Origin of the sequence: Streptomyces sp. NPDC006134 (genome assembly GCF_040628835.1) — a bacterium.
Taxonomy (GTDB): Bacteria; Actinomycetota; Actinomycetes; order Streptomycetales; family Streptomycetaceae; genus Streptomyces.
Genome location: NZ_JBEXTV010000051.1, coordinates 34,968 through 60,291, shown reverse-complemented (window position 1 = coordinate 60,291; position 25,324 = coordinate 34,968). Strand labels below are relative to the sequence as shown.

At 70.3% G+C, this 25,324-nt stretch carries 21 protein-coding genes and 2 tRNA genes; 11 read left to right on the top strand and 12 right to left on the bottom strand.

What is annotated here, in order from left to right; genetic code table 11:
* Positions 1-272: 272 nt before the first annotated feature.
* Positions 273-345: transfer RNA gene (locus ABZ340_RS28030), tRNA-Ala, on the bottom strand.
* A gap of 181 nt (positions 346-526) precedes the next feature.
* Between ABZ340_RS28030 and ABZ340_RS28025 the strand changes: the two genes are divergently transcribed.
* Both ABZ340_RS28025 and ABZ340_RS28020 read left to right on the top strand, forming a co-directional pair.
* Entirely contained in the window at positions 527-1,075 is a 549-nt protein-coding gene (locus ABZ340_RS28025; RefSeq protein WP_358784609.1) for a DNA-binding protein, read from the top strand.
* A 205-nt stretch (positions 1,076-1,280) separates the two neighbouring features.
* Positions 1,281-2,597, top strand: coding sequence for a protein kinase (locus ABZ340_RS28020; protein WP_358784608.1), 1,317 nt, complete (start codon positions 1,281-1,283; stop codon positions 2,595-2,597).
* A 5-nt stretch (positions 2,598-2,602) separates the two neighbouring features.
* Here the strand turns inward: ABZ340_RS28020 and ABZ340_RS28015 are convergent, their stop codons facing one another.
* Both ABZ340_RS28015 and ABZ340_RS28010 read right to left on the bottom strand, forming a co-directional pair.
* The gene (locus ABZ340_RS28015; RefSeq protein WP_358784607.1) at positions 2,603-3,901 is read right to left on the bottom strand and encodes a hypothetical protein; all 1,299 of its coding nucleotides are present in this window, start codon (positions 3,899-3,901) and stop codon (positions 2,603-2,605) included.
* 295 nt (positions 3,902-4,196) lie between these two features.
* Positions 4,197-4,325 carry a DLW-39 family protein gene (locus ABZ340_RS28010; RefSeq protein WP_003999697.1) on the bottom strand — a complete coding sequence of 43 codons (129 nt, stop codon included), beginning with the start codon at positions 4,323-4,325 and terminating at the stop codon, positions 4,197-4,199.
* 338 nt (positions 4,326-4,663) lie between these two features.
* On the opposite strand from ABZ340_RS28010, the gene ABZ340_RS28005 reads away from it, so the two are divergent.
* Positions 4,664-5,059 carry a DUF6344 domain-containing protein gene (locus tag ABZ340_RS28005; RefSeq protein WP_358784606.1) on the top strand — a complete coding sequence of 132 codons (396 nt, stop codon included), beginning with the start codon at positions 4,664-4,666 and terminating at the stop codon, positions 5,057-5,059.
* A gap of 375 nt (positions 5,060-5,434) precedes the next feature.
* Here the strand turns inward: ABZ340_RS28005 and ABZ340_RS28000 are convergent.
* From ABZ340_RS28000 to dnaA, 9 genes are all read right to left on the bottom strand, one after another.
* Positions 5,435-5,511 (bottom strand) — tRNA-Ile (locus ABZ340_RS28000).
* Positions 5,512-5,668: 157 nt separating this feature from the next.
* Positions 5,669-6,415: a DUF3566 domain-containing protein gene (locus ABZ340_RS27995; RefSeq protein WP_358784605.1), complete on the bottom strand. Its 747-nt coding sequence runs from the start codon at positions 6,413-6,415 to the stop codon at positions 5,669-5,671.
* Between the two features lie 18 nt (positions 6,416-6,433).
* Entirely contained in the window at positions 6,434-9,028 is a 2,595-nt protein-coding gene (gene gyrA, locus ABZ340_RS27990; RefSeq protein ID WP_358784604.1) for a DNA gyrase subunit A, read from the bottom strand.
* 42 nt (positions 9,029-9,070) lie between these two features.
* On the bottom strand, positions 9,071-11,131 hold the full coding sequence (gyrB, locus tag ABZ340_RS27985) for a DNA topoisomerase (ATP-hydrolyzing) subunit B (RefSeq protein ID WP_358784613.1): 2,061 nt from the start codon (positions 11,129-11,131) through the stop codon (positions 9,071-9,073).
* A gap of 526 nt (positions 11,132-11,657) precedes the next feature.
* Entirely contained in the window at positions 11,658-12,191 is a 534-nt protein-coding gene (locus tag ABZ340_RS27980) for a DciA family protein (RefSeq protein ID WP_358784603.1), read from the bottom strand.
* A 40-nt stretch (positions 12,192-12,231) separates the two neighbouring features.
* Positions 12,232-13,353, bottom strand: a complete 1,122-nt coding sequence (recF, locus tag ABZ340_RS27975) for a DNA replication/repair protein RecF (RefSeq protein WP_358784602.1) — start codon at positions 13,351-13,353, stop codon at positions 12,232-12,234.
* 36 nt (positions 13,354-13,389) lie between these two features.
* Positions 13,390-14,265, bottom strand: coding sequence for a phosphogluconate dehydrogenase (NAD(+)-dependent, decarboxylating) (gnd, locus tag ABZ340_RS27970; RefSeq protein WP_358784601.1), 876 nt, complete (start codon positions 14,263-14,265; stop codon positions 13,390-13,392).
* 220 nt (positions 14,266-14,485) lie between these two features.
* Positions 14,486-15,616: a DNA polymerase III subunit beta gene (gene dnaN, locus ABZ340_RS27965; RefSeq protein WP_358784600.1), complete on the bottom strand. Its 1,131-nt coding sequence runs from the start codon at positions 15,614-15,616 to the stop codon at positions 14,486-14,488.
* Positions 15,617-16,767: 1,151 nt separating this feature from the next.
* Complete coding sequence (gene dnaA / locus ABZ340_RS27960; protein ID WP_358784599.1) at positions 16,768-18,735, bottom strand: chromosomal replication initiator protein DnaA; 1,968 nt, start codon at positions 18,733-18,735, stop codon at positions 16,768-16,770.
* 393 nt (positions 18,736-19,128) lie between these two features.
* Between dnaA and rpmH the strand changes: the two genes are divergently transcribed.
* The 8 genes from rpmH (at position 19,129) to ABZ340_RS27920 (ending at position 25,242) form a co-directional block, all read left to right on the top strand.
* On the top strand, positions 19,129-19,266 hold the full coding sequence (gene rpmH / locus ABZ340_RS27955; RefSeq protein WP_003956500.1) for a 50S ribosomal protein L34: 138 nt from the start codon (positions 19,129-19,131) through the stop codon (positions 19,264-19,266).
* A gap of 21 nt (positions 19,267-19,287) precedes the next feature.
* Positions 19,288-19,659 (top strand): ribonuclease P protein component, encoded by a 372-nt coding sequence (gene rnpA / locus ABZ340_RS27950; protein ID WP_358784598.1) that lies wholly within the window; start codon positions 19,288-19,290, stop codon positions 19,657-19,659.
* Positions 19,656-20,030 carry a membrane protein insertion efficiency factor YidD gene (gene yidD / locus ABZ340_RS27945; RefSeq protein ID WP_358784597.1) on the top strand — a complete coding sequence of 125 codons (375 nt, stop codon included), beginning with the start codon at positions 19,656-19,658 and terminating at the stop codon, positions 20,028-20,030. Before rnpA ends, yidD begins: the two co-directional genes overlap by 4 nt.
* Positions 20,031-20,033: 3 nt before the next feature.
* Entirely contained in the window at positions 20,034-21,320 is a 1,287-nt protein-coding gene (yidC, locus tag ABZ340_RS27940; RefSeq protein ID WP_358784596.1) for a membrane protein insertase YidC, read from the top strand.
* A 15-nt stretch (positions 21,321-21,335) separates the two neighbouring features.
* Positions 21,336-21,848, top strand: a complete 513-nt coding sequence (locus tag ABZ340_RS27935; protein WP_358784595.1) for a R3H domain-containing nucleic acid-binding protein — start codon at positions 21,336-21,338, stop codon at positions 21,846-21,848.
* Between the two features lie 125 nt (positions 21,849-21,973).
* Positions 21,974-22,693 carry a 16S rRNA (guanine(527)-N(7))-methyltransferase RsmG gene (gene rsmG, locus ABZ340_RS27930; RefSeq protein ID WP_358784594.1) on the top strand — a complete coding sequence of 240 codons (720 nt, stop codon included), beginning with the start codon at positions 21,974-21,976 and terminating at the stop codon, positions 22,691-22,693.
* Between the two features lie 381 nt (positions 22,694-23,074).
* Entirely contained in the window at positions 23,075-24,148 is a 1,074-nt protein-coding gene (locus ABZ340_RS27925) for a ParA family protein (RefSeq protein WP_358784612.1), read from the top strand.
* Positions 24,145-25,242: a ParB/RepB/Spo0J family partition protein gene (locus ABZ340_RS27920; RefSeq protein WP_358784593.1), complete on the top strand. Its 1,098-nt coding sequence runs from the start codon at positions 24,145-24,147 to the stop codon at positions 25,240-25,242. Before ABZ340_RS27925 ends, ABZ340_RS27920 begins: the two co-directional genes overlap by 4 nt.
* Positions 25,243-25,324 lie beyond the last annotated feature (82 nt).

Here is a 25,324-nt window from a genome sequence, read left to right as displayed (position 1 = left end):
CTTTGGGGGCGCTTGTTTTTTCCCCCCCCCGGTCCCTACCCGCCTCCCCCCCCCCTTAACCCCCACATCCGGGGTGGGTTGGCCACCGGGGGGCCCCCCCCCCCCACGGCGTTCGGGCCGTTTCACGTGAAACCCGGTCTCCGGTTCCCGCCGTCGGCGGGCGGAGCCCCGGACCCCCGCCAGCGGACCCTCGGGCCCCCGCCATGAGAACCCCATCAAGAAAAACGACCCCCCTGACCGCGTTTTCCGCAGGTCAGGGGGGTCTTTCTGAGTGGAGCCTAGGGGAGTCGAACCCCTGACATCTGCCATGCAAAGACAGCGCTCTACCAACTGAGCTAAGGCCCCGGAAGGGAGCGTCCGGCCGGAGGAACCGCGTAACCGACGGGCGCCGCAGAACAGAGTACCGGGTCTCCCCCCGTATCCCGCAAAAGGATTGGGGGTCCCGGTGGACGACCACGCTCCGTAAGATGCTCCGCGTGGTTCGCTGGAGCGAACCACCGTTTTGGGGAAGCGATGGGGAGACGCAATGGACGCCGCACAGCAGGAAGCCACCGCAAGAGCGCGGGAACTGCAGCGGAGCTGGTACGGGGAGCCGTTGGGGGCGCTCTTCCGTAGGCTGATCGACGACCTGGGGCTCAACCAGGCTCGTCTCGCGGGGGTACTGGGACTGTCGGCACCGATGCTGTCGCAGCTGATGAGCGGGCAGCGGGCGAAGATCGGCAATCCCGCGGTGGTCCAGCGGGTGCAGCTGCTGCAGGACCTGGCGGGGCAGGTCGCGGACGGCAGCGTGAGCGCGGCCGAGGCAACCGAGCGCATGGAGGAGATCAAGAAGTCTCAGGGGGGCTCGGTGCTCAGCAACACCACGCAGACGACGAACAGTTCGGGCGCGCCGACGGTCAAGCGGGTGGTCCGCGAGATCCAGTCGCTGCTGCGTTCGGTGGCCGCCGCGGGCGACATCATCGAGGCGGCGGACACCCTCGCCCCGACCCATCCGGAGCTGGCGGAGTTCCTCCGGGTGTACGGCGCCGGCCGTACCTCCGACGCGGTCGCGCACTACCAGTCCCACCAGAGCTGACCCACGGGCCCGGCTGCCGTGGTGGAGCCGGGACCGTACGAGGGGGCACCGGGGACCGGCGAGGGGGAGCCAGGACCGCGGGAGGGGAAGCCGGGAACCGGCGAGAGGGAGCCGGAAACCGCGGGAGAGGGAGCCGGGGGGAGTCGTATCACTCGTCGCGGGGGAGGCAACAGGGGGAGCCGAGGGGGAGGAGCGACGCACAGCCATGGGTGAGGTCTTCGCCGGCCGGTACGAGCTGGTCGACCCGATCGGACGCGGTGCGTCCGGCGCCGTCTGGCGCGCCTGGGACCACCGCCGACGGCGCTATGTGGCCGCCAAGGTGCTGCAGCAGAGCGACGCCCACGCGTTGCTGCGCTTCGTCCGCGAGCAGGCGCTGCGCATCGACCATCCCCATGTGCTCGCTCCCGCCAGCTGGGCCGCCGACGACGACAAGGTCCTGTTCACCATGGACCTGGTCACCGGCGGCTCGCTGGTCCACGTGGTGGGGGACTACGGCCCCCTGCCGCCGGCCTTCGTCTGCACCCTGCTCGACCAGCTCCTCGCGGGGCTGGCCGCGGTGCACGCGGAGGAGGTCGTGCACCGCGACATCAAGCCCGCCAACGTGCTGCTCGAAGCCACCGGCACGGGCCGGCCGCGGCTGCGGCTGTCCGACTTCGGCATCGCGATGCGGCTGGGCGAACCACGGCTGACCGAGGCCGACCTGGTGGTGGGGACGCCCGGTTATCTCGCGCCCGAGCAGTTGCTGGGCGCGGAACCGGACTTTCCCGCGGACCTGTTCGCCGTCGGTCTGGTCGCCCTCTACCTGCTGGAGGGCGCGCATCCGGACACCAAGGCGCTCGTGCGGTACTTCACCGAACACGGGACTCCGGGAGCGCCCCGGGGGATTCCCGAGCCGTTGTGGCAGGTCGTCGCCACGCTTCTGCAACCGGATCCGCAGGCGAGGTTCCGCACGGCCACCGGCGCGCGCAAGGCGCTGGCCGCAGCCGCGGAGCTCCTGCCGGAGCCGGGGCCCGACGACGAACTCATCGAGATCTTCGACCAAGTCGGGCCGTTACCACCGGGATTCGGCCCCGACGGACCCGCCGAGCCCGCCCCGGGCGTGTCGGTGACGGCCGGGACGCGGGCCTCCCGGCCGGTGAGCGGCGAAGCGCCGCCCCGGTCCCCCGGGCACCGGCCGCCTTCCCCACCCCGGCCCGTCACCGAGGACGTCCGGACCCCTCCACCGGCCCAGGCGCTCCCGTACCTCCAGCGGCAGGCCACCGCCCACCGGTACCCACCGCCACCACCACCGGCACCGACGTCAGCACCGCACCCACGCACCGATCCCCCTACCGCTGCGTACACCGCCCAGGCCGTCCCACAGTCCCCACTCCCACTCCCGCTGCCGCCCCCGGCGGTTCCCCGGCACCGCGCGGCACGACGGCGCCGCCGTACCGGCCCCCCGGCCAAGGTCACCATCCCGCTGCTGCTCCTCGCACTGGCCTGTTACGCGGTGGGCTTCTGGGCACTGAGCCGGATCTGAACGCCTCACGGCGGCCCGGTGTCAGCCGGCCCCCGGAACCGTCCGGCCGCGGCCCGCCGCCGCGCCGCCACGGTCCACACCCCGAGCCCGGCCAGCAGCAGGCTTCCGGCGCCGATCCCGCCGACCGCGACCGCCGTCATCACGGGACCGCCTCCGCCGCCCCGGCCCTCCGGCGCGGCCACCCGGTCCCCTTCCGCCACCTCGAACGCCCCTCGCGGCACCGACTCCCCCGCGTAGCCGGGGCCGGGCTGCGCCGAGCCCCCGACCCGTACGCGCAGGGTCAGCCCGAACGGACCCTCGCCGAAATCACCGGCCACTCCTGCCGCGAGGTGCACCACGAGGTAATAGGTGCCGGCGAACCGCATTCCGCGGACCTTCTCGGCGGCGGCGTGGCGGTTGGCGTACGCGACCGGTGGCACCGGGGCGAGGGCGGCGGTCGCCCGGCCGCCGTCGTATCCGGAGCCGGCGTCCTCCACCTGGCCGCGCGCCGGATTGTGCAGCGTCAGGCGCACGGCACCGGGCACGTACCCCCGTCCGCCGCCGGAACCGTCCAGTTCGGCGGTCGCGTACAGCTGCTGTCCCCAGTCGACCGGCACCGCGTAGAAGAGGGTCTGCCCCGGGCGGATGCCGTCGCGCCAGACTCCCTGCCCGAGGGGGGCCGCACCGGCGAAACCGGCGCCTCCCCGGCGCCTTCCGGGCTCGCCCGCGGGCGGGGCGGGCGAGGCGGAGTCCCAGGTCCCGGGCGCGCGTGTCGCACCGGGCCGCTCCAGTCCCGGCTCGGAGAACACGGCGAGCTCCAGGTCCCAGGCGCCCGGCGCGGACCGGTGCGAACCGGTCCGCTCGACGGTGACGTGGTAGGTGCCGGCGTCCCGGCAGCGCGTCTTGCCGGGAGAGATCTCCCGCAGGCCCCAGGCGGTGACGGGACGCGGGCTGCGCGCGGCGCCGACGGACGCGCTGTCGAAGGAACAGGAGCCGCCGTCGCCGTCCCGCACGGACACCCGGATGCCGTCGGCGGCGAAGACCGCGGTGCCGGGGCGGGGGACGGCAGTGACGGCGACGTACACGTTCGACGTCCCGTCGAGAGACAGGCGGTAGTGGACCGCGCCGTTCCCCGGCAGGGAGCTCCGGTACGTCTCACCGGGCGCCAGGCGTACGGCGTCCGCGGCGCTGTCCGCCCCCTCGGCCCGCCGGGCGTCCGCGGCGAAGGCGTAGCCGTCCGGCGGTTCGGTGGCCGAAGCGCCCCGGCCCGGCGTGGCGGCCGTGGCGCACAGCACCGCGAGCGTCGTGGAGAGCACCGCGGTCACGGCCGGCCGGCGCCTGGTCACCGTCCTCCGGCGCCCCGGTACGCGCCGGTCCGCCTCACACCGCTCCATCCCCCGCCACCCCTCGTCGTCAGCCGCCGGACCGGGGCCCATCCTGCCCCGCCGCCCCGCGCGCCATCCGCCCGTTCCGTACGACCGTCCGAAACATGCGGCTCTCCGTCCCCTCCCGGCGCGTCGGCACGGCGGACAACACAAAACCCCGACCGCGATGACGGCCGGGGTGATGCTCTGGTGACCGCTGAGTCCCGCGGGACTCAGCACCGTATGTCGTGGGGACTCACGAACCCGTGGGCACGGAGTCAGTCGCCTCCGTCCACAGGTCCTGCTCGGCGCGATCCGCCTGGATCTGGCGGTACACCAGGAGACCGCCGATGGCGGCCAGTGCGACCAGGAGCAGCTTCTTCACCGCGCGACCTCGTCTTTCCTTGACGTAGGGGACCTCTGGCGCCCGACTATACACACCGACCGATATCGATCGGTGACCTGCGTCGGTCCTCAACTCACCGCCGTCGGGCCGCAGTAGGAGAGGGACGAGCCGCCGGGTCCGGAGGGTGGTCACACCTCCACGGAAGGTGACTTTTGGCGGCCCTCCTCCCGTCTCCTCTCTTTTTCGCCCCTCTTGCGCCCATCCGGGTGGTGTTCATCTGAACATCGACGCGTCGGGCACGTCGGTCCGCCACTTCGCGCCGCGCATACACATCATGAGGAAAGTACGCAAATCGCCCGACCCGAAAGTGAGGGGCCATGGCCCGGATCAAGGTCACGCAGCTGTGGACCGCCATCGTCACCGCCTTCCTCGCGCTGTGCACGGCGCTCGGACTCATCACCACGACCGCCTCCGCGGCGGTACCGCAGACCGAGACGGAACGCAACAGCAACAACGACGAGACCAGCGGCACCACCGAGCATACGACGGCACCGGCCCTGTCCCCCTGGATCCGGCCCCACGCCCGGGCCCTGCCTCCCACGATGAAGCAGCGCATCCGCGCCGAGGCTCACGGCAAGGTCCCCAGCTGCCGCCACCGCCCGCTGTCGGACGCGTCCGGGGCCGCGCCGGCCGTCGCCCTCTGTGCCCCCACCGCACCCGCCGAGACGTCGACGGAGCCCCGTACATCGGGCGTCATCCCCCTGCAACGCTAGGCGGCACGGCCCGGCACGGCACGTGCCGCCGCCCGCACCCTTCCCCTGTCGTCACGGCGAACTTGCGTACAGCACGCCCGACACCGATCGGCAAGGCCCGGCGCCCCGCGGAGCGCCGGGCCTCGCCACTGCCCCGGACACGCCGGCCGGCGGGCCGCCACCCGCCACGGACACCCGCCACAGACACCCGCCACAGACACCCGCCACAGACACTCGGCGCCCGGCACTCGGCTCCCGGCCCTTCCGACAGGCCGCCACCGGCACCACGGCGAACACCACAGCGACCGCCCCGACGAACACCACGGCGGACACCACGGCGGACACCACGGTGAACGCCGAAGACCCCCGGTCCTACTGGACCGGGGGTCTTCGTGCTGGTGGGGCTAACAGGATTTGAACCTGTGGCCTCATCCTTATCAGGGATGCGCTCTAACCAACTGAGCTATAGCCCCGCCGCGCTCTGCGGTGTGTGTCCCGCGCGCTGACTCCTGAAGATTAGCGCACGACGCGGGCAGTCCCAAAATCGGTGGTCGGGGACGGGACGAAACCGCCCGTTCCCGGCACCCGCGTCTCCTCATCCACCGGATGCGCGGGCCGGTCCCGGCCGGCTCACTCGTCCTCGGCGAGCGTCAGCTCCACACCGCCGACGAAACCGGCCGAGAGGTTGTAGATGAACGCGCCCAGCGTCGCCAGGGCCGTGGCGAGGACGACGTCGATGACCGCGATGATCGACGTGAAGAGCAGGACGTTGGGCAGCGACAGGAACGACTGCAGGTCGAAGCCGTTGGACTCGTTCGAGCCGGTCGCCTCGGAGATCGTGCCGCCGACCGTCGAGAAGACGCCCATGGCGTCCATGACCATCCACAGCACGGCGGCCGCGACGATCGTGCAGATGCCCAGCGCGATGGAGAGCAGGAAGCTCACCTTCATCACCGACCACGGGTCGGCCTTCGCCACGCGCAGCCGCGCCTTGCGGACGCGGGGCGTGGTGCTCGCGCCCGTGCGCGGCCGGCGCACGGCGCTGCCCGGCGCGGCCGTCTGGTAGGCCTGCGGCGGGTGGTAGGGCCCGGCGGGCTGCTGTGTCCGCCGCTCTCCCGGCAGCGGTGAGGCCGCCTGCGGGGCGGCTCCCTGCGCGCCGGCGCCCGGAGCGGCCGGGCCCGCTCCCGCCGCGTACTGCTGGGTGTGCGGGCCTCGGGTGTCCGTCACAGTTCCCCCCTGGGATCCATGAGTGTCATACGAGGAAGAGGACGAAGACGGGGCCGTCTCCGTTGCGTGCGCGGCGGAGCCACGGCCGCCGCCGTCCGTTTCCGTACCCCTGGGGGTACCGGCCGATCCGGCGCCCGTGGCTCCGCTCACGCTGACTCACTCCTCGTGCTACTCGGCCGAGGGCGCCTCACCCTCGTCCGTGCCGGCGGTCGCGGCGTCGTCGGCGGCCTCGTCGACGACGATGTCGCCGTCGACCTCCTCCGCCTCGCGCCCCGCCTCGGCGTTGCGTGCGATGCCGACGACGGCATCGCGCTTGCCCAGATTGATCAGTTGGACGCCCATGGTGTCACGGCCCGTCTCCCTGACCTCGTTGACTCGCGTGCGAATCACACCGCCCGAGAGTGTGATGGCGAGGATCTCGTCGGTCTCCTCGACCACCAGCGCACCCACGAGCGAACCGCGGTCCTCGACGATCTTGGCGGCCTTGATGCCGAGGCCGCCGCGGCCCTGGACGCGGTACTCGTCGACGGGGGTCCGCTTCGCGTACCCGCCGTCGGTGGCAGTGAACACGAACGTACCGGGTCGCACCACATTCATCGAGAGCAGTTCGTCGCCCTCGCGGAAACTCATGCCCTTGACGCCCGAGGTGGCACGGCCCATGGGCCGCAGGGTGTCGTCCGAGGCGGTGAACCTGATCGATTGCGCCTTCTTGCTGATCAGCAGAAGATCGTCGTCGGCCGAGACGAGCTCGGCGCCGATCAGTTCGTCGTCGGTTCCGTCCTCCCGCGCGCGCAGATTGATCGCGATGACACCGCCGGAGCGCGGGGAGTCGTAGTCCTTCAGCGGCGTCTTCTTCACCAGGCCGGACTTGGTGGCCAGGACCAGGTACGGCGCCGCCCCGTAGTCGCGGATGGCGAGGATCTCGGCGATCGCCTCGTCCGGCTGGAAGGCGAGCAGGTTCGCCACGTGCTGGCCGCGCGCGTCCCGGCCGGCCTCGGGCAGCTCGTAGGCCTTGGCGCGGTAGACACGGCCCTTGTTGGTGAAGAACAGCAGCCAGTGGTGCGTGGTGGAGACGAAGAAGTGGTCGACGATGTCGTCTTCCTTCAGCTTCGCGCCGCGCACGCCCTTGCCACCGCGCTTCTGGGCCCGGTAGTCGTCGGTCTTGGTGCGCTTGATGTAGCCGCCGCGCGTGACCGTGACGACGATGTCCTCTTCGGCGATCAGGTCCTCGATGGACATGTCGCCCTCGTAGGGGATCAGCTTCGTCTTGCGGTCGTCGCCGTACTTCTCGACGATCGCGGCCAGCTCCTCGCTGACGATGCCGCGCTGGCGGGCCGGCGAGGCGAGGATCTCGTTGTACTCGTTGATCTTGGCCTGGAGCTCGTCGTGCTCCTGGACGATCTTCTGGCGCTCCAGGGCGGCCAGGCGGCGCAGCTGCATCTCCAGGATCGCGTTGGCCTGGATCTCGTCGATGGCGAGGAGGTCCATCAGGCCGCCGCGCGCGATCTCTACGGTGTCGCTGCGCCGGATCAGCGCGATGACCTCGTCGATGGCGTCCAGGGCCTTCAGCAGACCGCGCAGGATGTGCGCGCGCTCCTCGGCCTTGCGCAGCCGGAAACGGGTCCGGCGGACGATGACCTCGATCTGGTGCGCCACCCAGTGGCGGATGAACGCGTCCAGGGAGAGGGTGCGCGGCACGCCGTCGACCAGCGCCAGCATGTTGGCGCCGAAGTTGGTCTGCAGGTCGGTGTGCTTGTAGAGGTTGTTCAGGACGACCTTGGCGACCGCGTCCCGCTTCAGGACGATCACGAGCCGCTGGCCCGTGCGGGACGACGTCTCGTCGCGGACGTCCGCGATGCCGCCGATCCGGCCGTCCTTCACCAGGTCGGCGATCTTCTGCGCCAGGTTGTCCGGGTTGACCTGGTACGGCAGCTCCGTGACCACCAGGCACTGGCGGTTCTGGATCTCCTCGACCTCGACGACCGCGCGCATGGTGATGGAGCCGCGGCCGGTGCGGTACGCCTCCTCGATGCCCTTGCGGCCGACGACGAGCGCGCCGGTGGGGAAGTCGGGGCCCTTGATGCGCTCGATGAGCGCGTCGAGCAGCTCCTCGTGGGACGCCTCGGGGTTCTCCAGGTACCACTGGGCGCCGGCGGCGACCTCGCGCAGGTTGTGCGGCGGGATGTTGGTCGCCATGCCGACCGCGATGCCGGCCGATCCGTTGATCAGCAGGTTCGGGAAGCGGGCCGGCAGGACGGTCGGCTCCTGGGAGCGGCCGTCGTAGTTGTCCGTGAAGTCGACGGTCTCCTCGTCGATGTCGCGGACCATCTCCATCGACAGCGGCGCCATCTTGCACTCGGTGTAGCGCATGGCCGCCGCCGGGTCGTTGCCCGGGGAGCCGAAGTTGCCGTTGGAGTCCACCAGCGGCATCCGCATCGACCAGGGCTGGGCGAGGCGCACCAGCGCGTCGTAGATGGAGCTGTCGCCGTGCGGGTGGTAGTTGCCCATGACGTCGCCGACGACGCGGGCGCACTTGTAGAAGCCGCGCTCGGGACGGTAGCCGCCGTCGTACATGGCGTACAGCACGCGGCGGTGGACGGGCTTGAGGCCGTCGCGGACGTCCGGCAGCGCACGCGAGACGATGACGGACATCGCGTAGTCGAGGTAGGAGCGCTGCATCTCCGTCTCGAGCCCGACGGGCTCGACACGCATCGCCAGGGCGTCACCCTCGGGCGTCGTCACAGGGGTGTTCTCGTCGGTCATTGCTGGTGAAGGTCCTTCCTGGTGCGGTCAGCTGAGACCGACTCAGATGTCGAGGAAGCGGACGTCCTTGGCGTTGCGCTGGATGAACGCGCGGCGGGCCTCGACGTCCTCGCCCATCAGGACCGAGAACAGGTCGTCGGCCTGGGCGGCGTCGTCGAGGGTGACCTGGCCGAGGACGCGGTGCTCCTGGTCCATGGTCGTGATGCGCAGCTCCTCGGCGTTCATCTCGCCGAGGCCCTTGAAGCGCTGGACGGAGTCCTCGCGGATGCGCTTGCCGGCCTGGCGGCCCATCTCGATCAGGGCGTCGCGCTCGCGGTCGGAGTACGCGTACTCGAAGTCGTCCTTGCCCCACTTGATCTTGTAGAGCGGCGGGCGGGAGAGGTACACGTGCCCGGCCTCGACCAGCGGCCGCATGAAGCGGAACAGGAAGGTCAGCAGCAGGGTGTTGATGTGCTGGCCGTCGACGTCGGCGTCCGCCATCAGGATGATCTTGTGGTAGCGGAGCTTCTCGATGTCGAAGTCCTCGTGCACGCCCGTGCCGAACGCGGAGATCATCGCCTGGATCTCCTGGTTCTGCAGGATGCGGTCGATGCGCGCCTTCTCGACGTTGAGGATCTTGCCGCGGATCGGGAGGATCGCCTGGTACTGCGGGTTGCGGCCGGACTTGGCCGAGCCGCCGGCGGAGTCGCCCTCGACGATGAAGATCTCGCACTTGGCCGGGTCGTTGGACTGGCAGTCGGCCAGCTTGCCCGGCAGGGACGCCGTCTCCAGCAGCCCCTTGCGGCGGGTCAGGTCGCGCGCCTTGCGCGCCGCCACGCGCGCGGTGGCCGCCTGGATGCCCTTGCGGACGATGTCCGCGGCCTCGTTCGGGTTGCGGTCCAGCCAGTCGTTGAGGTGCTCGTAGACCGCCTTCTGCACGAAGGTCTTCGCCTCCGTGTTGCCCAGCTTGGTCTTGGTCTGGCCCTCGAACTGCGGCTCGCTCAGCTTGACCGAGATGATCGCGGTCAGGCCCTCGCGGATGTCGTCGCCGGTGAGGTTGTCGTCCTTCTCGCGCAGCAGCTTCTTGTCCCGCGCGTACTTGTTGATCAGGGACGTCAGCGCGGCGCGGAAGCCCTCTTCGTGGGTGCCGCCCTCGTGGGTGTGGATGATGTTGGCGAAGGAGTACACGCCCTCGCTGTAGCCGCTGTTCCACTGCATCGCGACCTCGAGGGACAGGCTCTTGTCCTTGTCCTCGGCCTCCAGGTCGATGATCGTGGGGTGGACGACCTCGCCCTTGCGGGCGTTGAGGTACTTCACGAAGTCGACGATGCCGCCCTCGTAGTGGTACGTGACGGTCTTCGCCTCGCCCTTCTCGTCGGCGCCCGCCTCGTCCGCCCCGGCGGTGGCCTTCGCCGACTCGCGCTCGTCGGTGAGCCTGATCGTCAGGCCCTTGTTGAGGAACGCCATCTCCTGGAAACGCCGCGACAGCGTCTCGAAGGAGTACTCCGTGGTCTCGAAGATGTCCGGGTCGGCCCAGAAGGTGACCGAGGTGCCGGTCTCCTCGGTCGCCTCGTGCTTGGCCAGCGGCGCCGTCGGCACGCCCATCTTGTAGTCCTGCGTCCAGCGGTGGCCGTCGGTCCTGACCTCGACGGACACCTTGCTGGACAGGGCGTTCACGACGGACACGCCCACGCCGTGCAGACCGCCGGAGACCGCGTAACCGCCGCCGCCGAACTTGCCGCCCGCGTGCAGCACCGTCAGCACGACCTCGACGGCCGGCTTGCCCTCGGAGGGCACGATGCCCACGGGGATGCCACGGCCGTTGTCGACGACGCGCACCCCGCCGTCGGCGAGGATCGTCACGTCGATGGTGTCCGCGTGACCGGCCAGCGCCTCGTCGACGGAGTTGTCGACGACCTCGTACACGAGGTGGTGCAGTCCGCGCTCGCCGGTCGAGCCGATGTACATGCCGGGTCGCTTGCGGACCGCGTCCAGACCCTCGAGGACGGTGATGGCACTCGCGTCGTACGAGGCGGTGACCTCGCCGCTGGAGGTGCTCGCCGCGTCGTTCACGCCGGTGTCGGTGGACGGAATGTTCTCGTTGGGGTTGCCGGAATCGGCCACGAAGCGCCCTTTCTGGCACAGCACGAGCCGGGCTCCTGGGGGTTCCCCCCTTCGGGGGGAGGGTTGCCGGAGCGGCTGCGGCATGTTGCGTTGGTAAGCCTTGATCAGCGTTGCTCAGCTTTTCCCGGACGGTCCCCACGATTGGGGCGGGATCGTCTTCCAGTCTACCGGTAGCACTGACAACGATGGGGGTTTGCCGGTACCTGAGCTCTCATGTGGCGCCCTGAACCGTCCTCGGACTACTCCCGATATGCGGATGGGGGCCCCAAGAGGCTCACAGCGCCACTCAGAGCTTTGGGCCGTCAACCCTTGGCTACGTCGGAGTCAGCTCCAGATTCGCAACCGTGTGCGGTTGTACGACAAGAGGGACGCCGCCGGTACGAACACACCGTCGACGCCCCTCTTTGTGATGTCGGTCACGCGTGCACGGCCGCCGGGCAACCTGCCCGATCCGGACCGTTCCGGCCCGTGATCCGGGGCCGCCGGACCCGCGATCCGGTCCTCGGCTCACCCGCGGGCGCCCCGCTCACCCGTAGGTGTCACCCGGCCCCGTACTCCCGGGAGCGCGCAGCGGTCCGTAGCGGCGGGCGGGGCCACCGGGGCCCTGCACCTTGAGCATGCGCACCGAGCCGTGGCCCAGGTCCTCGTTGAGGCGGGCCACCAGGGTGGGCGCGAGCAGACGCAGGTTGGTCGCCCAGACCGTGGAGTCGCAGCGCACCACCAGCACCCGCTCGTCCTCGTCGTACTTCTCCGGCACGCAGTGCTTGGCCACGTCCTCGCCCACGATCTGCGGCCAGCGGCCCATCACACCGCCCACTGCCGCCGGGGTCTCCCACCCGCGCTCGGTGATCAGCCGGCTGATCGCCGAGCCGAGCCGCATCGGGTCGCGGCCGTCGGCGCGCGCGCCGGACCGCAGGCCGCCGCGCCGCGCCTGCTTCTTCTGCTGTACCGCGTCCCCCCGCGCGCGTGCAGCCTCCCGCGCCGCCCGCAGCGCCACGCGCGCGAGGTCGACACCGGAGGGCTCGGGGGTCTTCCCGGGTACGGATCCGTCGGGGCTCATCCCTGCTCTCCCCTCTCGCCCGTGCACGTTCCCGCCGTCCTCACACGCGCTCGACCGTCCCCTCGGAGACCGCGAACCGCGCCCCCGCCAGCACATGCGGTACGTCGTCGTCGACCGCGGCCGTCACCAGCACCTGCTCGCCGGGCGCCACCAGCTCCGCCAGCCGTTCGCGGCGGCGGGCGTCCAGCTCGGCGAAGACGTCGTCGAGGACGAGCACCGGCTCGTTGCCCTCGGCGCGCAGCAGGTCGTAGGAGGCCAGCCGCAGCGCCAGCGCGTAGGACCAGGACTCGCCGTGGGAGGCGTATCCCTTGGCGGGCAGCTGGCCGAGCCTGAGCAGCAGGTCGTCCCGGTGCGGGCCGACGAGGGTGACGCCCCGCTCGATCTCCTGTCTGCGGGCGTCGGCGAGCGCGGCCAGCAGCTGCTCGTGGAGGTCCTCGCGCGTGTGGGCCTCACCCGGGGCCGACGGCTTGTACTCCAGGGCGATGGGCCCGCCGCCGGGCGCCAGCTGCTCGTACGCCTTGTCGGCCAGCGGCTGGATCGCGGCGATCAGGTCCAGGCGCTGGGCGAGCAGCTCGGCGCCCGCGCGCGCGAGGTGCTGGTCCCAGACGTCGAGGGTGGACAGGTCCAGGGTGCGGCCGCCGTGCCGGCGGGCCAGCGCGGCCGACTTCAGCAGGGTGTTGCGCTGCTTGAGGACGCGGTCGTAGTCGGAGCGGACCCCGGCCATGCGCGGGGAGCGCGCGGTGATCAGCTCGTCGAGGAAGCGGCGCCGCTCCCCGGGGTCGCCCTTGACCAGGGCGAGGTCCTCGGGCGCGAAGAGCACGGTCCGTACGATGCCCAGCACGTCACGGGGCCTGACCTGTGAGGACCGGTTGATGCGGGCGCGGTTGGCGCGGCCCGGGTTCAGCTCCAGCTCGATCAGCTGCTGCCGGTCGCCCTGGCGCACCTGCGCCCGGACGATCGCCCGGTCGGCGCCCATGCGGACCAGGGGAGCGTCGGAGGAGACGCGGTGGCTGCCGAGGGTGGCGAGATAGCCGACGGCCTCGACGAGATTGGTCTTGCCCTGCCCGTTGGGGCCGACGAAGGCGGTGACGCCCGGGTCCAGCGGGACCTCGACCCGGGCGTACGAGCGGAAGTCGGCCAGCGACAGATGCGTGACGTGCATGGTCGTTCGCCGACCTCTCCAACCTTCGGGTACTGCTTACTTCTTCTCGACCGCGTGGCCGCCGAACTGGTTGCGCAGCGCCGCGATCATCTTCATCTGCGGCGAGTCCTCCTGGCGGGAGGCGAACCGCGCGAACAGCGACGCGGTGATCGCCGGCAGCGGCACCGCGTTGTCGATCGCGGCCTCCACCGTCCAGCGTCCCTCGCCCGAGTCCTGCGCGTAACCGCGCAGCCCCTCCAGGTGCTCGTCGTCGTCCAGGGCGTTGACGGCCAGGTCGAGCAGCCAGGAGCGGATGACCGTACCCTCCTGCCAGGAGCGGAAGACCTCGCGGACGTTCTCCACGGAGTCGACCTTCTCCAGCAGCTCCCAGCCCTCGGCGTAGGCCTGCATCATCGCGTACTCGATGCCGTTGTGGACCATCTTCGCGAAGTGGCCCGCGCCGACCTTGCCCGCGTGCACCGAGCCGAAGTCGCCCTCGGGCTTGAGCGCGTCGAAGACCGGCTGCACCTTGGCGACGTTCTCGGCGTCACCGCCGTACATCAGCGCGTAGCCGTTCTCCAGGCCCCACACACCGCCGGAGACACCGCAGTCGACGAAGCCGATGCCCTTGGCGGCCAGCTCGGCGGCGTGCTTCTCGTCGTCGGTCCAGCGGGAGTTGCCGCCGTCCACGACGACGTCGCCGGGCTCCAGCAGCTCGGCGAGCCGGTCGATGGTGGTCTGGGTGGGCTCGCCGGCCGGGACCATCACCCAGACCACGCGCGGGCCCTTCAACTTGCCCACCAGCTCTTCCAGGCTGTGGACATCCGCGACGTCCGGGTTGCGGTCGTATCCGATGACGGTGTGGCCCGCGCGGCGGATCCGCTCGCGCATGTTGCCGCCCATCTTGCCGAGGCCGACGAGACCGAGCTCCATCAGTTGTGTCCTTAGGTGTGCGAGGTGGCGTGACGGCACGTCCGTGCCCGGCGGCCCGCACCCGTCGGGGGGCGGGCCACGGCACGTCGTACCCACGTCCGAGCCTAAACCCGGACGTGCCCGCACAGCTGTGGGCGTACGCGCTCAGACGACGCCCTCACCTGCGGATTCGTCCGGGCCCGCGCACCGGGGCGCGGGCCGTCGCCGGTCCGGGACGCGGTCAGCCGCTGAGCCGCACCGGCATGATCAGGTACTTGTACGCCTCGTCCGCCTCGGCGTCCACGGCCGGCTTGCCGCTGAGCAGCGCGGGCTTGGTGGACGTCGTGAAGGAGAGCTGGGCCACCGGGGAGTCGATGGCGCTCAGGCCGTCCAGCAGGAAGGTCGGGTTGAAGGCGATCGAGATGTCGTCGCCCTCCAGCTGCGCGTCGACCCTTTCCACAGCCTGTGCATCGTCGCTGGAACCGGCTTCCAGGATGAGCACGCCCTGCTCGAAGCTGAGCCGCACCGGGGTGTTGCGCTCGGCGACCAGGGCCACGCGCTTGACGGCCTCCACGAAGGGCGCGGTCTCGATCACGGCGACGCTGTTGAACTCCGTCGGGAACAGCGTGCGGTACTTCGGGAGGTCGCCCTCCAGCAGACGGGTCGTGGTGCGGCGCCCGGCGCCCTCGAAACCGATCAGGCCCTCGCCCGCGCCCGAGCCGGACAGCGCCAGGGTCACCTGGTCGCCGCTGGTCAGGGCCTTGGCGGTGTCCAGGAGCGTCTTGGCGGGCACCAGGGCGACCGCGGAGGCTTCCGGGTTCTCCGGCTTCCACAGGAACTCGCGGACCGCGAAGCGGTAGCGGTCGGTGGAGGCCAGCGTGACCGTGTCGCCCTCGATCTCGATGCGCACACCGGTGAGGACGGGCAGTGTGTCGTCGCGGCCCGCGGCGATGGCGACCTGCTGCACGGCGGAGGCGAAGACCTCGCCGGGGACCGTGCCCGTCGCGTTCGGCATCTGCGGCAGGGCCGGGTACTCCTCCACAGGCAGGGTGTGGAGTGTGAATCGCGAGGTGCCGCACACCACCGTCGCCCGTACACCGTCTGTGGAAATCTCCACCGGCCGGTTGGGGAGGGCGCGGGAGATGTCGGCCAGCAGGCGGCCGGAGACGAGGACCGTGCCCTCCTCCTCGACCTCGGCCTCCACCGACACCCGCGCGGAGACCTCGTAGTCGAAGCTGGACAGGCTCAGCTGTCCGTCCTCGGCCTTCAGCAGCAGGCCGGCGAGGACAGGCGCCGGCGGACGGGCCGGGAGGCTGCGTGCCGCCCAGGCCACTGCCTCCGCGAGTACGTCGCGTTCCACCCGGATCTTCACCGTAAGCCGCCTCCTGCTGTTGCCGGCGCTTCTCGCCCTGCTTCGCCTTCGTCGTCTGACTCGGTGTCGCGGGCCCCTGGGGAGGGAAGGACACCGGGGTCCAGTCTGACGCACCGCACTGACAGCAGGTGCCCCTCGGGGTCAAGTCGTACCGGGCCGCGGCCGGAGGCGAGAGGGCGAGTTGTGCACAGGCCCCGCTTCGAAACGGATTCCGCGCTCTCTCTAGTCGGACGTAGTAGTAGGGCCTGTGGATACCGTGGATAACTACGTTTCCCCAGCTCAGCACGGTGATTTTGTCCACCGGCCCTGTGGGTGACACCCGTGGACAACCCGGGGTCTCTGTGGAGAACGGAAAGTTCTGCACACCCCATGCACAGGCAGGGGCGACTTCTCCCCAGCGTCGTCCCCAGTTTTACCCGTCTTTCCCACAGCCCAATCCGGCACCTTCATGTGACGCCTTTCACTCGAAGCGGTGAGAAGGCGGGTCGTGTTGCCGAACAGTGGACAGCCATGTGGAGAAGCTGCCGATGCCTGGGGACAAGCGTCCTCAGCCTGTGGATCGACCGTGGACAACGCGACGGCCGGTATGCGGGTCGCCTTGTCGTCCACAGGCTGTGGATAACGTTTGTCCACTAATCCACAGGCACCTGACCTGGGCCGATGATCTTTCGCCGCGCGGCCCTGTGGACAAGATCGGGACAACTTCCCAGTCCCCAGGGTGTGGACGCAAGAAAGTCGGCGGATCTGTGGAGGACGGCCGTAACTCCGCAGGTATTCGAACGCCGGGGCCGGCAGCGCGACGTCGCCGTACGACGGTGGAGCGCGCCGTGCGGGCCGGGAAGCGGCCGACGGGGCGGGACGCGGGAGGCGGTGGGTGGCGAAGTGGGCAGATCTCGCCACACGCGAGGGGTGGCGGCGCGGGGGCGGCTCGGAGGGGCTGTGCGTGGCGTGGAGGGTCCTGCGCGGCGTAGGCGGGGTCCTCGCCGGACACGCGGACGCGCGGGTGATGTGTGGCCGCCGCCCGCCGGGGGGAGGGAAGACCTCCCGGCGGCGGACGGGCGGCCCCGCGGCGGGCACGCGCGAAGGCGCCCCCGGAACCCTTCCGGAGGCGCCTCGGCGACGTGGGCGGCGCACGGCGGCGGTCCGGCCCGTCAGCCGTTCTTGATGCGGTTCGTGAGCTCCGTGACCTGGTTGTAGATGGAACGCCGCTCGGCCATCAGATTCCGGATCTTGCGGTCGGCGTGCATCACCGTCGTGTGGTCGCGGCCGCCGAACAGCGCGCCGATCTTCGGCAGCGACAGGTCCGTCAGCTCGCGGCACAGATACATGGCGATCTGCCGGGCCGTGACCAGCTGACGGCCGCGCGAACTGCCGCACAGATCCTCGACCGTGAGGCCGAAGTAGTCCGCGGTCGCGCTCATGATCGCCGTGGAGGTGATCTCGGGCGTGGAGTCCTCGCCGCCGGGGATCAGGTCCTTCAGGACGATCTCCGTCAGGCCCAGGTCCACCGGCTGCCGGTTGAGCGAGGCGAACGCCGTCACCCGGATCAGCGCGCCCTCCAGCTCACGGATGTTGCGCGAGATCCGGGAGGCGATGAACTCCAGCACCTCCGGCGGGGCGTTCAGCTGCTCCTGCACCGCCTTCTTGCGCAGGATCGCGATGCGCGTCTCCAGCTCGGGCGGCTGGACGTCGGTGATCAGGCCCCACTCGAAACGGTTCCGCAGCCGGTCCTCCAGCGTCACCAGCTGCTTGGGCGGCCGGTCGCTGGAGAGCACGATCTGCTTGTTGGCGTTGTGGAGCGTGTTGAACGTGTGGAAGAACTCCTCCTGCGTCGACTCCTTGTCCGCCAGGAACTGGATGTCGTCGACGAGCAGGATGTCCATCTCGCGGTAGCGCTTGCGGAAGCTGTCGCCCTTGCCGTCGCGGATGGAGTTGATGAACTCGTTGGTGAACTCCTCCGAGCTCACGTACCGCACCCGCGTGCCGGGGTACAGACTCCGCGCGTAGTGCCCGATCGCGTGCAGCAAGTGCGTCTTGCCGAGCCCGGACTCGCCGTAGATGAACAGCGGGTTGTACGCCTTCGCGGGTGCCTCGGCGACGGCGACGGCCGCCGCGTGCGCGAACCGGTTGGAGGCGCCGATCACGAACGTGTCGAAGAGGTACTTCGGGTTCAGGCGTGCGGTCGGCTCGCCCGGCCCGGTCGCCGGCGCGGGCTGCGCGGCCAGCGGTCCCGGCGCGCCGGTGGCGGGCAGGGCGGGGCCGGCCGGGCCGCCGCGGTGGACGTGCCCCGGGCCGGACGGCGGCTCGGGCAGCTCCCGGCGCGCGTCCCGCTGCTCGTAGTCGCCCCGCGCCTGCTCGTAGTCGCCGCGCTGCGCGTCGTGCGACGGGCGCTCCGCGGACTGGGGGGACTGCGGGCGGTAGTCCTGCTGGTAGGCGTCCTGCGGGTACGGCTCCTGCGCGTACCCGTCCTTCGCGTACGGCTCCTGGCCGTAGGTGTCCTGGTTGTACGCGTCCCGGGGGGAGGAGCCGTACGACTCCGGCGGGGGCGACGCGTACGGCTCCCGCTCCGGGAAGCCGAGCCGCTGCTGCTGCCAGCCGTAGTCGTCCTGCGCCGGACGCGGCCAGGAGCCGGGCTCCGGACGCTGGTACTCCGCCGGATAGGCGGGACGGGCCGCCGGGAGCTGGTCGCCGGAGCCGCCCGGCATCTGCTCGGCGCGGTGACGGCCGTAGCCCTCGTACGGGCCGTGCTGGTCGTAGGGGCCGCCCGGACCGGAGGACGGCTCGGGCTCGTCGTAGCGCGGCTGGGGGCGGGCGGGCGGCGCCGGCGGGGCGGCGGGCTCGCCCGCGGAGTCGTCGACGGTGATCGCGATGCGGATCGGGCGGCCGCACTCCCGGCTCAGCGTGTCGCTGACGACCGGTGCGAGGCGGCCCTCGAGCACACCCTTCGCGAACTCGTTCGGTACGGCGAGCAGGGCGGTGTCGGCGACCAGCGCGAGCGGCTGGGTGCGCCGGATCCAGTGCTCGTCCTTCGCCTCGACCCCCTGGCCGCGGCCCTCGCCGAGGAGCTGCTCCAGTACACGCGGCCACACTGCGGCAAGATCGGCAGGTACGTCAGCCACAGGGCACGCTCTCTCACAAGTCCCCCGAACGTGTGGTTCGGGGACGGGTCGGGATCAGACTCGGGCGGCCGGTGGAATCAATCGGCCGGGAGGGGACAAAGGAACGAATCGGAGTTCAGCCACGGTAGTCAGGGCGACGGGTGCGGTTCAAGTTGTTGTCCCCAGCCTGTGGACAGTGTCTCCCCTACGTCACCGGTTTGACCGGATGGCGCAGCCCCGCGTACCGTGACCAGGTCGAGTTGTCGATGGCTGCTGCCGCCTGCCTCCGATGGGCACAGATCGCGTCAGGTGATCGGAAAGCGGTGCACTGGGGCGTAACGCGAGCTACTCGTGGGCGCACGGTGACAGCCAGGACGGCACCCCGCCACCATCGATTTTTACTGGAGCCCCCGAGTGAGCAAGCGCACCTTCCAGCCGAACAACCGTCGTCGCGCGAAGACCCACGGCTTCCGGCTGCGTATGCGCACCCGTGCCGGCCGCGCGATCCTCGCGTCCCGCCGCAGCAAGGGTCGCGCCCGTCTGTCCGCCTGATCCCGGTCAGGTCATGACGTCGTGCTGCCCACCGAGAACCGGCTGAGGCGGCGCGAGGACTTCGCGACCGCGGTACGTCGAGGTCGTCGGGCCGGACGCCCGCACCTCGTCGTCCACCTTCGAAGCGGTGCCACGGACCCGCACGCGCCTGGGGGGAGCGCTCCCCCGACGCGTGCGGGTTTCGTCGTGAGCAAGGCCGTGGGTGGCGCGGTGGTGCGCAACAAGGTGAAGCGCAGGCTTCGTCATCTGATGCGCGAGCGGATCGGTCTGTTTCCCCCCGGTAGCCTGGTAGTCGTACGAGCGCTGCCCGGTGCGGGCGACGCCGACCATGCACAGCTGGCCCGAGACCTGGACGCCGCACTCCAGCGGCTCCTGGGAGGGGGCGCGCGATGAAGTACCCGCTGCTGGCCCTGATCAAGCTGTACCAGTGGACGATCAGTCCTCTGCTCGGGCCGGTGTGCAAGTACTACCCGTCGTGTTCCCATTACGGCTACACGGCCATCGACCGGCACGGTGCCCTCAAGGGGACGGCCCTCACCGCCTGGCGCATCCTGCGGTGCAACCCCTGGTCGCTGGGCGGGGTGGACCACGTCCCCCCGCGCAAGCGGCCGCGATGGCACGAAATGCTGCGTGACGCCTGGCGCGCACGCAGGGGCGGGCCCTCCGCCGCCGAACCGGCCACCGAGGGACAGACTTCTCCCGCGAGTCCGTCGAGTCCTCCGGGCCCGGCCGCAGAGACCTCGTCCCATGCCCAAGGAGCATGATTAGTGGACACGATTGCCAGCCTCTTCAGCTTCATCACAACACCCGTCTCCTGGGTCATCGTCCAGTTCCACAAGGTGTACGGCGGACTCTTCGGCCCGGACACCGGCTGGGCCTGGGGCCTGTCCATCGTGTCCCTGGTGGTCCTGATCCGTATCTGCCTGATCCCGCTCTTCGTGAAGCAGATCAAGGCGACGCGGGCCATGCAGACGCTCCAGCCGGAGATGAAGAAGATCCAGGAGCGCTACAAGAACGACCGGCAGCGTCAGTCCGAAGAGATGATGAAGCTGTACAAGGAGTCGGGCACCAACCCGCTCTCCTCGTGCCTTCCCATCCTGGCGCAGTCCCCGTTCTTCTTCGCCCTGTACCACGTGCTCAACGCGATCGCGTCGAACGACACCATCGGCGTGATCAACAACCGTCTGCTCGACAGCGCGCAGAAGGCCCACATCTTCGGCGCTCCGCTGGCCGCGAAGTTCACCGACAGCTCGTCCAAGGTGGAGGCGCTCGGCGCCACCCTCACCGACGTGCGGGTGATCACGGCCATCATGATCGTCCTGATGTCGGCGTCGCAGTTCTTCACGCAGCGCCAGCTGATGACGAAGAACGTCGACACGACGGTGAAGACGCCGTTCATGCAGCAGCAGAAGATGCTGATGTACGTCTTCCCGATCATGTTCGCCGTCTTCGGCATCAACTTCCCGGTCGGTGTCCTCGTCTACTGGCTGACCACCAACGTGTGGACCATGGGCCAGCAGATGTACGTCATCCACAACAACCCGACCCCGGGTTCCAAGGCTCAGGCCGCCTACCTGGAGCGCCTGCACAAGCGCGTCGTCCACCACGGCAAGACCCGTGGCCGCGGTGAGCGGGCCATCGTCAAGGCCATCGTCGCCAAGGGCCGCGACCGCAACGAGTACGAGCGCAAGTTCATCAACGGGCTGAACAAGGCGGGACTGGCCGCCCAGGCCGACGGCACCATCGTGAAGAGCGAGGCCACGGCTGCCGCGCAGGGCGCGGACGGTGTGTCGGCGACGGATGCCGCCGGCGCTGCCGCCGCCGCGAGGCGGCAGCAGCCGAAGCGGCAGACCAAGGCGCAGCGCCAGGCCGGTGCGAAGGCGGCCGGCGAGCCCGAGACGAAGACCTCGCTGAGTAAGTCCGACGAACCTCAGGACACCAAGCCCGCCGGTGGCAAGAAGGGCCAGCAGAAGCCCGCCGCCGGTACCCGCAGCAAGGCCCAGTCCGGACAGCGCAAGGGTCCGCAGCGGCCCAAGTCCCCGTCGAAGAAGTAAGAAGGAGTCCATCCCGTGACGGAAGGCACCATCTCCGCCGCTGCCGAGGGCGCAGACACTCTGACCCGCCTGGAGCAGGAGGGTGAGATCGCGGCGGACTACCTGGAGGGTCTGCTCGACATCGCCGACCTCGACGGCGACATCGACATGGACGTCGAGGCCGACCGTGCCTCCGTCTCGATCATCAGCGACACGGGCAGCCGCGACCTGCAGAAGCTGGTCGGCCGTGACGGCGAGGTGCTGGAGGCTCTGCAGGAGCTCACGCGCCTGGCCGTGCTCCGGGAGACCGGGGACCGCAGTCGGCTGATGCTCGACATCGCGGGCTACCGGGCCAGGAAGCGCGCCGAGCTCTCCGAGCTGGGTGCCAAGGCCGCCGCCGAGGCCAAGAGCAGCGGCGAGGCCGTGCGGCTCAAGCCGATGACGCCCTTCGAGCGCAAGGTCGTGCACGACGCGGTGAAGGCGGCGGGCCTGCGCAGCGAGTCCGAGGGCGAGGAGCCGCAGCGCTTCGTCGTCGTGCTGCCCGCCTGATCGGCCCCGCGTTTTCCCGGCCCCGTCTGTTGCGCAGGCGGGGCCGGTCTTTGTCAGCCTGATAGTTCTGGTGGTTCTGGTGTCGGCGCCCAGCGCGTCGGCGCGGTACGGAAGGACGGTCCCCCGTGACGGAGGCAGCGGAGCTTCCCCCTGCGCCCGAGCAGGCCCGCGAGGTGTTCGGCGATCGCTTCGCGGACGCGGTCCGCTATGCGGAGCTGCTCGCCGAGGCGGGAGTGCAGCGCGGCCTGATCGGCCCGCGTGAGGTTCCCCGGCTGTGGGAGCGGCACCTGCTCAACTGCGCGGTGCTCGCCGAGGCGGTGCCCGAGGGGGTCACGGTGTGCGACGTGGGCTCGGGGGCCGGTCTGCCCGGGATCCCGCTGGCGCTCGTCCGTGACGACCTGAAGATCACCCTGCTGGAGCCGCTCCTGCGCCGCACCACCTTCCTGACCGAGGTCGTGGAACTGCTGGGCCTGGACCACGTGACCGTCGTCCGGGGCCGGGCCGAGGAGGTCATGGGCAAGCTCCCGCCCGTCCATGTGGTGACGGCCCGGGCCGTGGCACCGCTGGATCGCCTGGCCACCTGGGGCATTCCCCTGCTGCGTCCGTACGGCGAGATGCTCGCCCTCAAGGGCGACACCGCCGAGGAGGAGTTGAAGAGTGCCGCCACCGCGCTGAGCAAGCTGGGCGCCGTGGAGACATCCATCCTGCACGTCGGCGAGGGGATCGTGGACCCGATGTCCACGGTCGTGCGGGTCGAGGTCGGGGAAAGCCCCGGGGGTGTGCGCTTCGCCGCCAAACGGGCGAAGGCGGCCCGGACGGGGAGGGCCCGGCGTCGCCGGGGGTAGCCGGGCCGGGCGGGAGCGGAAGCGCGTCGGCGGCCGGCCGGGTGACACCGGCGGGGCGGAGAGGACCGCCGACGAGACGTACTCCACACAAGCCGCCAAACCTACGCACGCCGGAGTGTCGCGACAGATCGACCAAGGCGGCTGTGCATCGTGTTTCACGTGAAACGTCGCTCACTGCTGCACGGCATCATCGATCGGGGCCGCGCTGCGGCCGAACCCCGCGACCGTAAGCCTCTGGGGTCTCTCACGTCGTCGAAGACGCCCGGGGAGCAGTCTCCCGCCGAAGACGAAGCCCCTTCCCTCGTGGAGGTCACGGAGATGTCCACAGAGGTGGATTTCTCCACAGAAGATCAGACCTCACTGGTTCACGACCCCGAAGGCATGGGAGGCTCTGTTCATTGCGAGCCTGAAGTCGAGGAGAGTGAATCCTTGCGGTCCGACGCCAATATCGCGGGGCCGATGACCGATCCGGTCCCCGGTCCCCGTACCGAGTCGATGGGAGCGGATGTTTCACGTGAAACGCCGCCCCCGATGGACGACACTCCGATCGGTCGAGCTGCCCAGCTGGCGGTGGAGGCTCTGGGCCGCGCCGGCGAGGGCATGCCGCGGCCCGAACAGACCCGGATCATCGTGGTCGCCAACCAGAAGGGCGGCGTCGGCAAGACGACGACGACCGTCAACCTGGCGGCGTCGCTGGCCCTGCACGGCGGGCGCGTCCTGGTGATCGACCTCGACCCCCAGGGCAACGCGTCCACCGCTCTGGGTATCGATCACCATGCCGAGGTTCCGTCCATCTACGACGTGCTGGTCGAGAGCAAACCGCTCTCGGACGTCGTCCAGCCGGTCCTTGACGTCGAAGGTCTCTTCTGTGCTCCCGCCACCATCGATCTCGCCGGTGCGGAGATCGAGCTGGTGTCGCTGGTGGCGCGGGAAAGCCGGCTACAGCGGGCGATCCAGGCCTACGAGCAGCCGCTGGACTACATCCTCATCGACTGCCCGCCGTCCCTGGGCCTGCTGACGGTCAACGCCCTCGTCGCCGGCCAGGAGGTGCTGATCCCCATTCAGTGTGAGTACTACGCGCTGGAAGGCCTGGGGCAGCTGCTGCGGAACGTCGACCTGGTGCGGGGGCACCTCAACCCCACGCTCCATGTGTCGACGATCCTGCTCACCATGTACGACGGCCGGACACGGCTCGCTTCTCAGGTCGCGGAAGAGGTGCGCAACCACTTCGGTGACGAGGTGCTGCGGACGAGCATTCCGCGGTCGGTCCGTATCTCGGAGGCACCGAGCTATGGGCAGACCGTGCTGACCTACGATCCAGGATCAAGTGGTGCCCTCTCCTATCTGGAGGCGGCACGAGAAATCGCGCTGAGGGGTGTCGGCGTCAGCTACGACCCGACCCACGCCCACATCGGCGCCCAGAACAACCCGAACATGGTGGAGGGGATGCAGTGAGCGAGCGACGAAGGGGGTTGGGTCGTGGTCTCGGCGCTCTGATTCCTCCTGCCCCGACGGAGAAGACGGTGGCTTCGGCCGCGCTGGGGAGTGCCGCTTCCCCCTCTCCTGCGACGGTCCCCGGGCTGACGACCGACCGTGGGGTGGCCGCGGCGAAGGTGGCCACACTGCCGCGTGTTTCACGTGAAACAGAGCAGTCCGCAGGGACCGCCACGGAGGTTCCCGCGTCTCCCCTGGGAGCACATTTCGCGGAGATTCCTCTCGACGCCATCACGCCGAATCCTCGGCAGCCGCGTGTGGTGTTCGACGAGGACGCCCTGGCGGAGCTCGTCACCTCCATCAAGGAGGTCGGTCTCCTCCAGCCGGTCGTCGTCCGGCAGGTGGGTCCGGCGCGCTACGAGCTCATCATGGGTGAGCGCCGCTGGCGTGCATGCCGTGAGGCGGGACTGAAGGTGATCCCCGCGATCGTGCGGGCCACGGAGGACGAGAAGCTTCTCCTGGACGCTCTCCTGGAGAACCTGCACCGGGCTCAGCTCAACCCGCTGGAAGAGGCCGCCGCCTACGACCAGCTGCTGAACGAGTTCAACTGCACCCACGACCAGCTGGCGGACCGCATCGGCCGTTCCCGCCCGCAGGTCTCCAACACGCTGCGTCTGCTGAAGCTCTCGTCGGCGGTCCAGCGACGGGTCGCCGCCGGAGTGCTCTCGGCCGGACACGCGCGGGCGCTGCTGGCGGTGGAGGACCCGGAGGAGCAGGACCGGCTGGCCCATCGGATCGTGGCCGAAGGACTGTCGGTCCGGGCTGTCGAAGAGATCGTGACCCTGATGGGTTCCCGGCCGCAGAAGCCGCAGCGCTCGAAGGGGCCGCGGGCCGGCTCCCGGGTCTCTCCGGCTCTCACCGACCTCGCGACGCGGCTCTCGGACCGCTTCGAGACGCGGGTGAAGGTCGACCTGGGGCAGAAGAAGGGCAAGATCACGGTCGAGTTCGCCTCCCTGGAGGACCTCGAACGCATCCTGGGCACCCTGGCTCCCGGCGAGGGGCCGGTGCTCCAGCAGAAGCTGCAGGAGAGTGATTCCGAGGAGACGGATTCCTGATCTCCGGGTGGGCGGGGCGGCTGGTGCCGCCCCGCAGGTGACAGGGCGGACCGTGTCCGGTGTGTACCGGAACAGGCCCGCC

Excerpts from the sequence above, each read along its gene's own strand:
- ABZ340_RS27980 (WP_358784603.1), bottom strand. The coding sequence starts at position 12,191 with ATGAGCCCCGACGGATCCGTACCCGGGAAGACCCCCGAGCCCTCCGGT.
- gnd (WP_358784601.1), bottom strand. The coding sequence starts at position 14,265 with ATGGAGCTCGGTCTCGTCGGCCTCGGCAAGATGGGCGGCAACATGCGC.
- gyrA (WP_358784604.1), bottom strand. The coding sequence starts at position 9,028 with ATGACCGACGAGAACACCCCTGTGACGACGCCCGAGGGTGACGCCCTG.
- ABZ340_RS28025 (WP_358784609.1), top strand. The coding sequence starts at position 527 with ATGGACGCCGCACAGCAGGAAGCCACCGCAAGAGCGCGGGAACTGCAG.
- ABZ340_RS27925 (WP_358784612.1), top strand. The coding sequence starts at position 23,075 with ATGGGAGGCTCTGTTCATTGCGAGCCTGAAGTCGAGGAGAGTGAATCC.
- yidD (WP_358784597.1), top strand. The coding sequence starts at position 19,656 with ATGAAGTACCCGCTGCTGGCCCTGATCAAGCTGTACCAGTGGACGATC.
- recF (WP_358784602.1), bottom strand. The coding sequence starts at position 13,353 with ATGCACGTCACGCATCTGTCGCTGGCCGACTTCCGCTCGTACGCCCGG.
- ABZ340_RS28005 (WP_358784606.1), top strand. The coding sequence starts at position 4,664 with ATGGCCCGGATCAAGGTCACGCAGCTGTGGACCGCCATCGTCACCGCC.
- ABZ340_RS28020 (WP_358784608.1), top strand. The coding sequence starts at position 1,281 with ATGGGTGAGGTCTTCGCCGGCCGGTACGAGCTGGTCGACCCGATCGGA.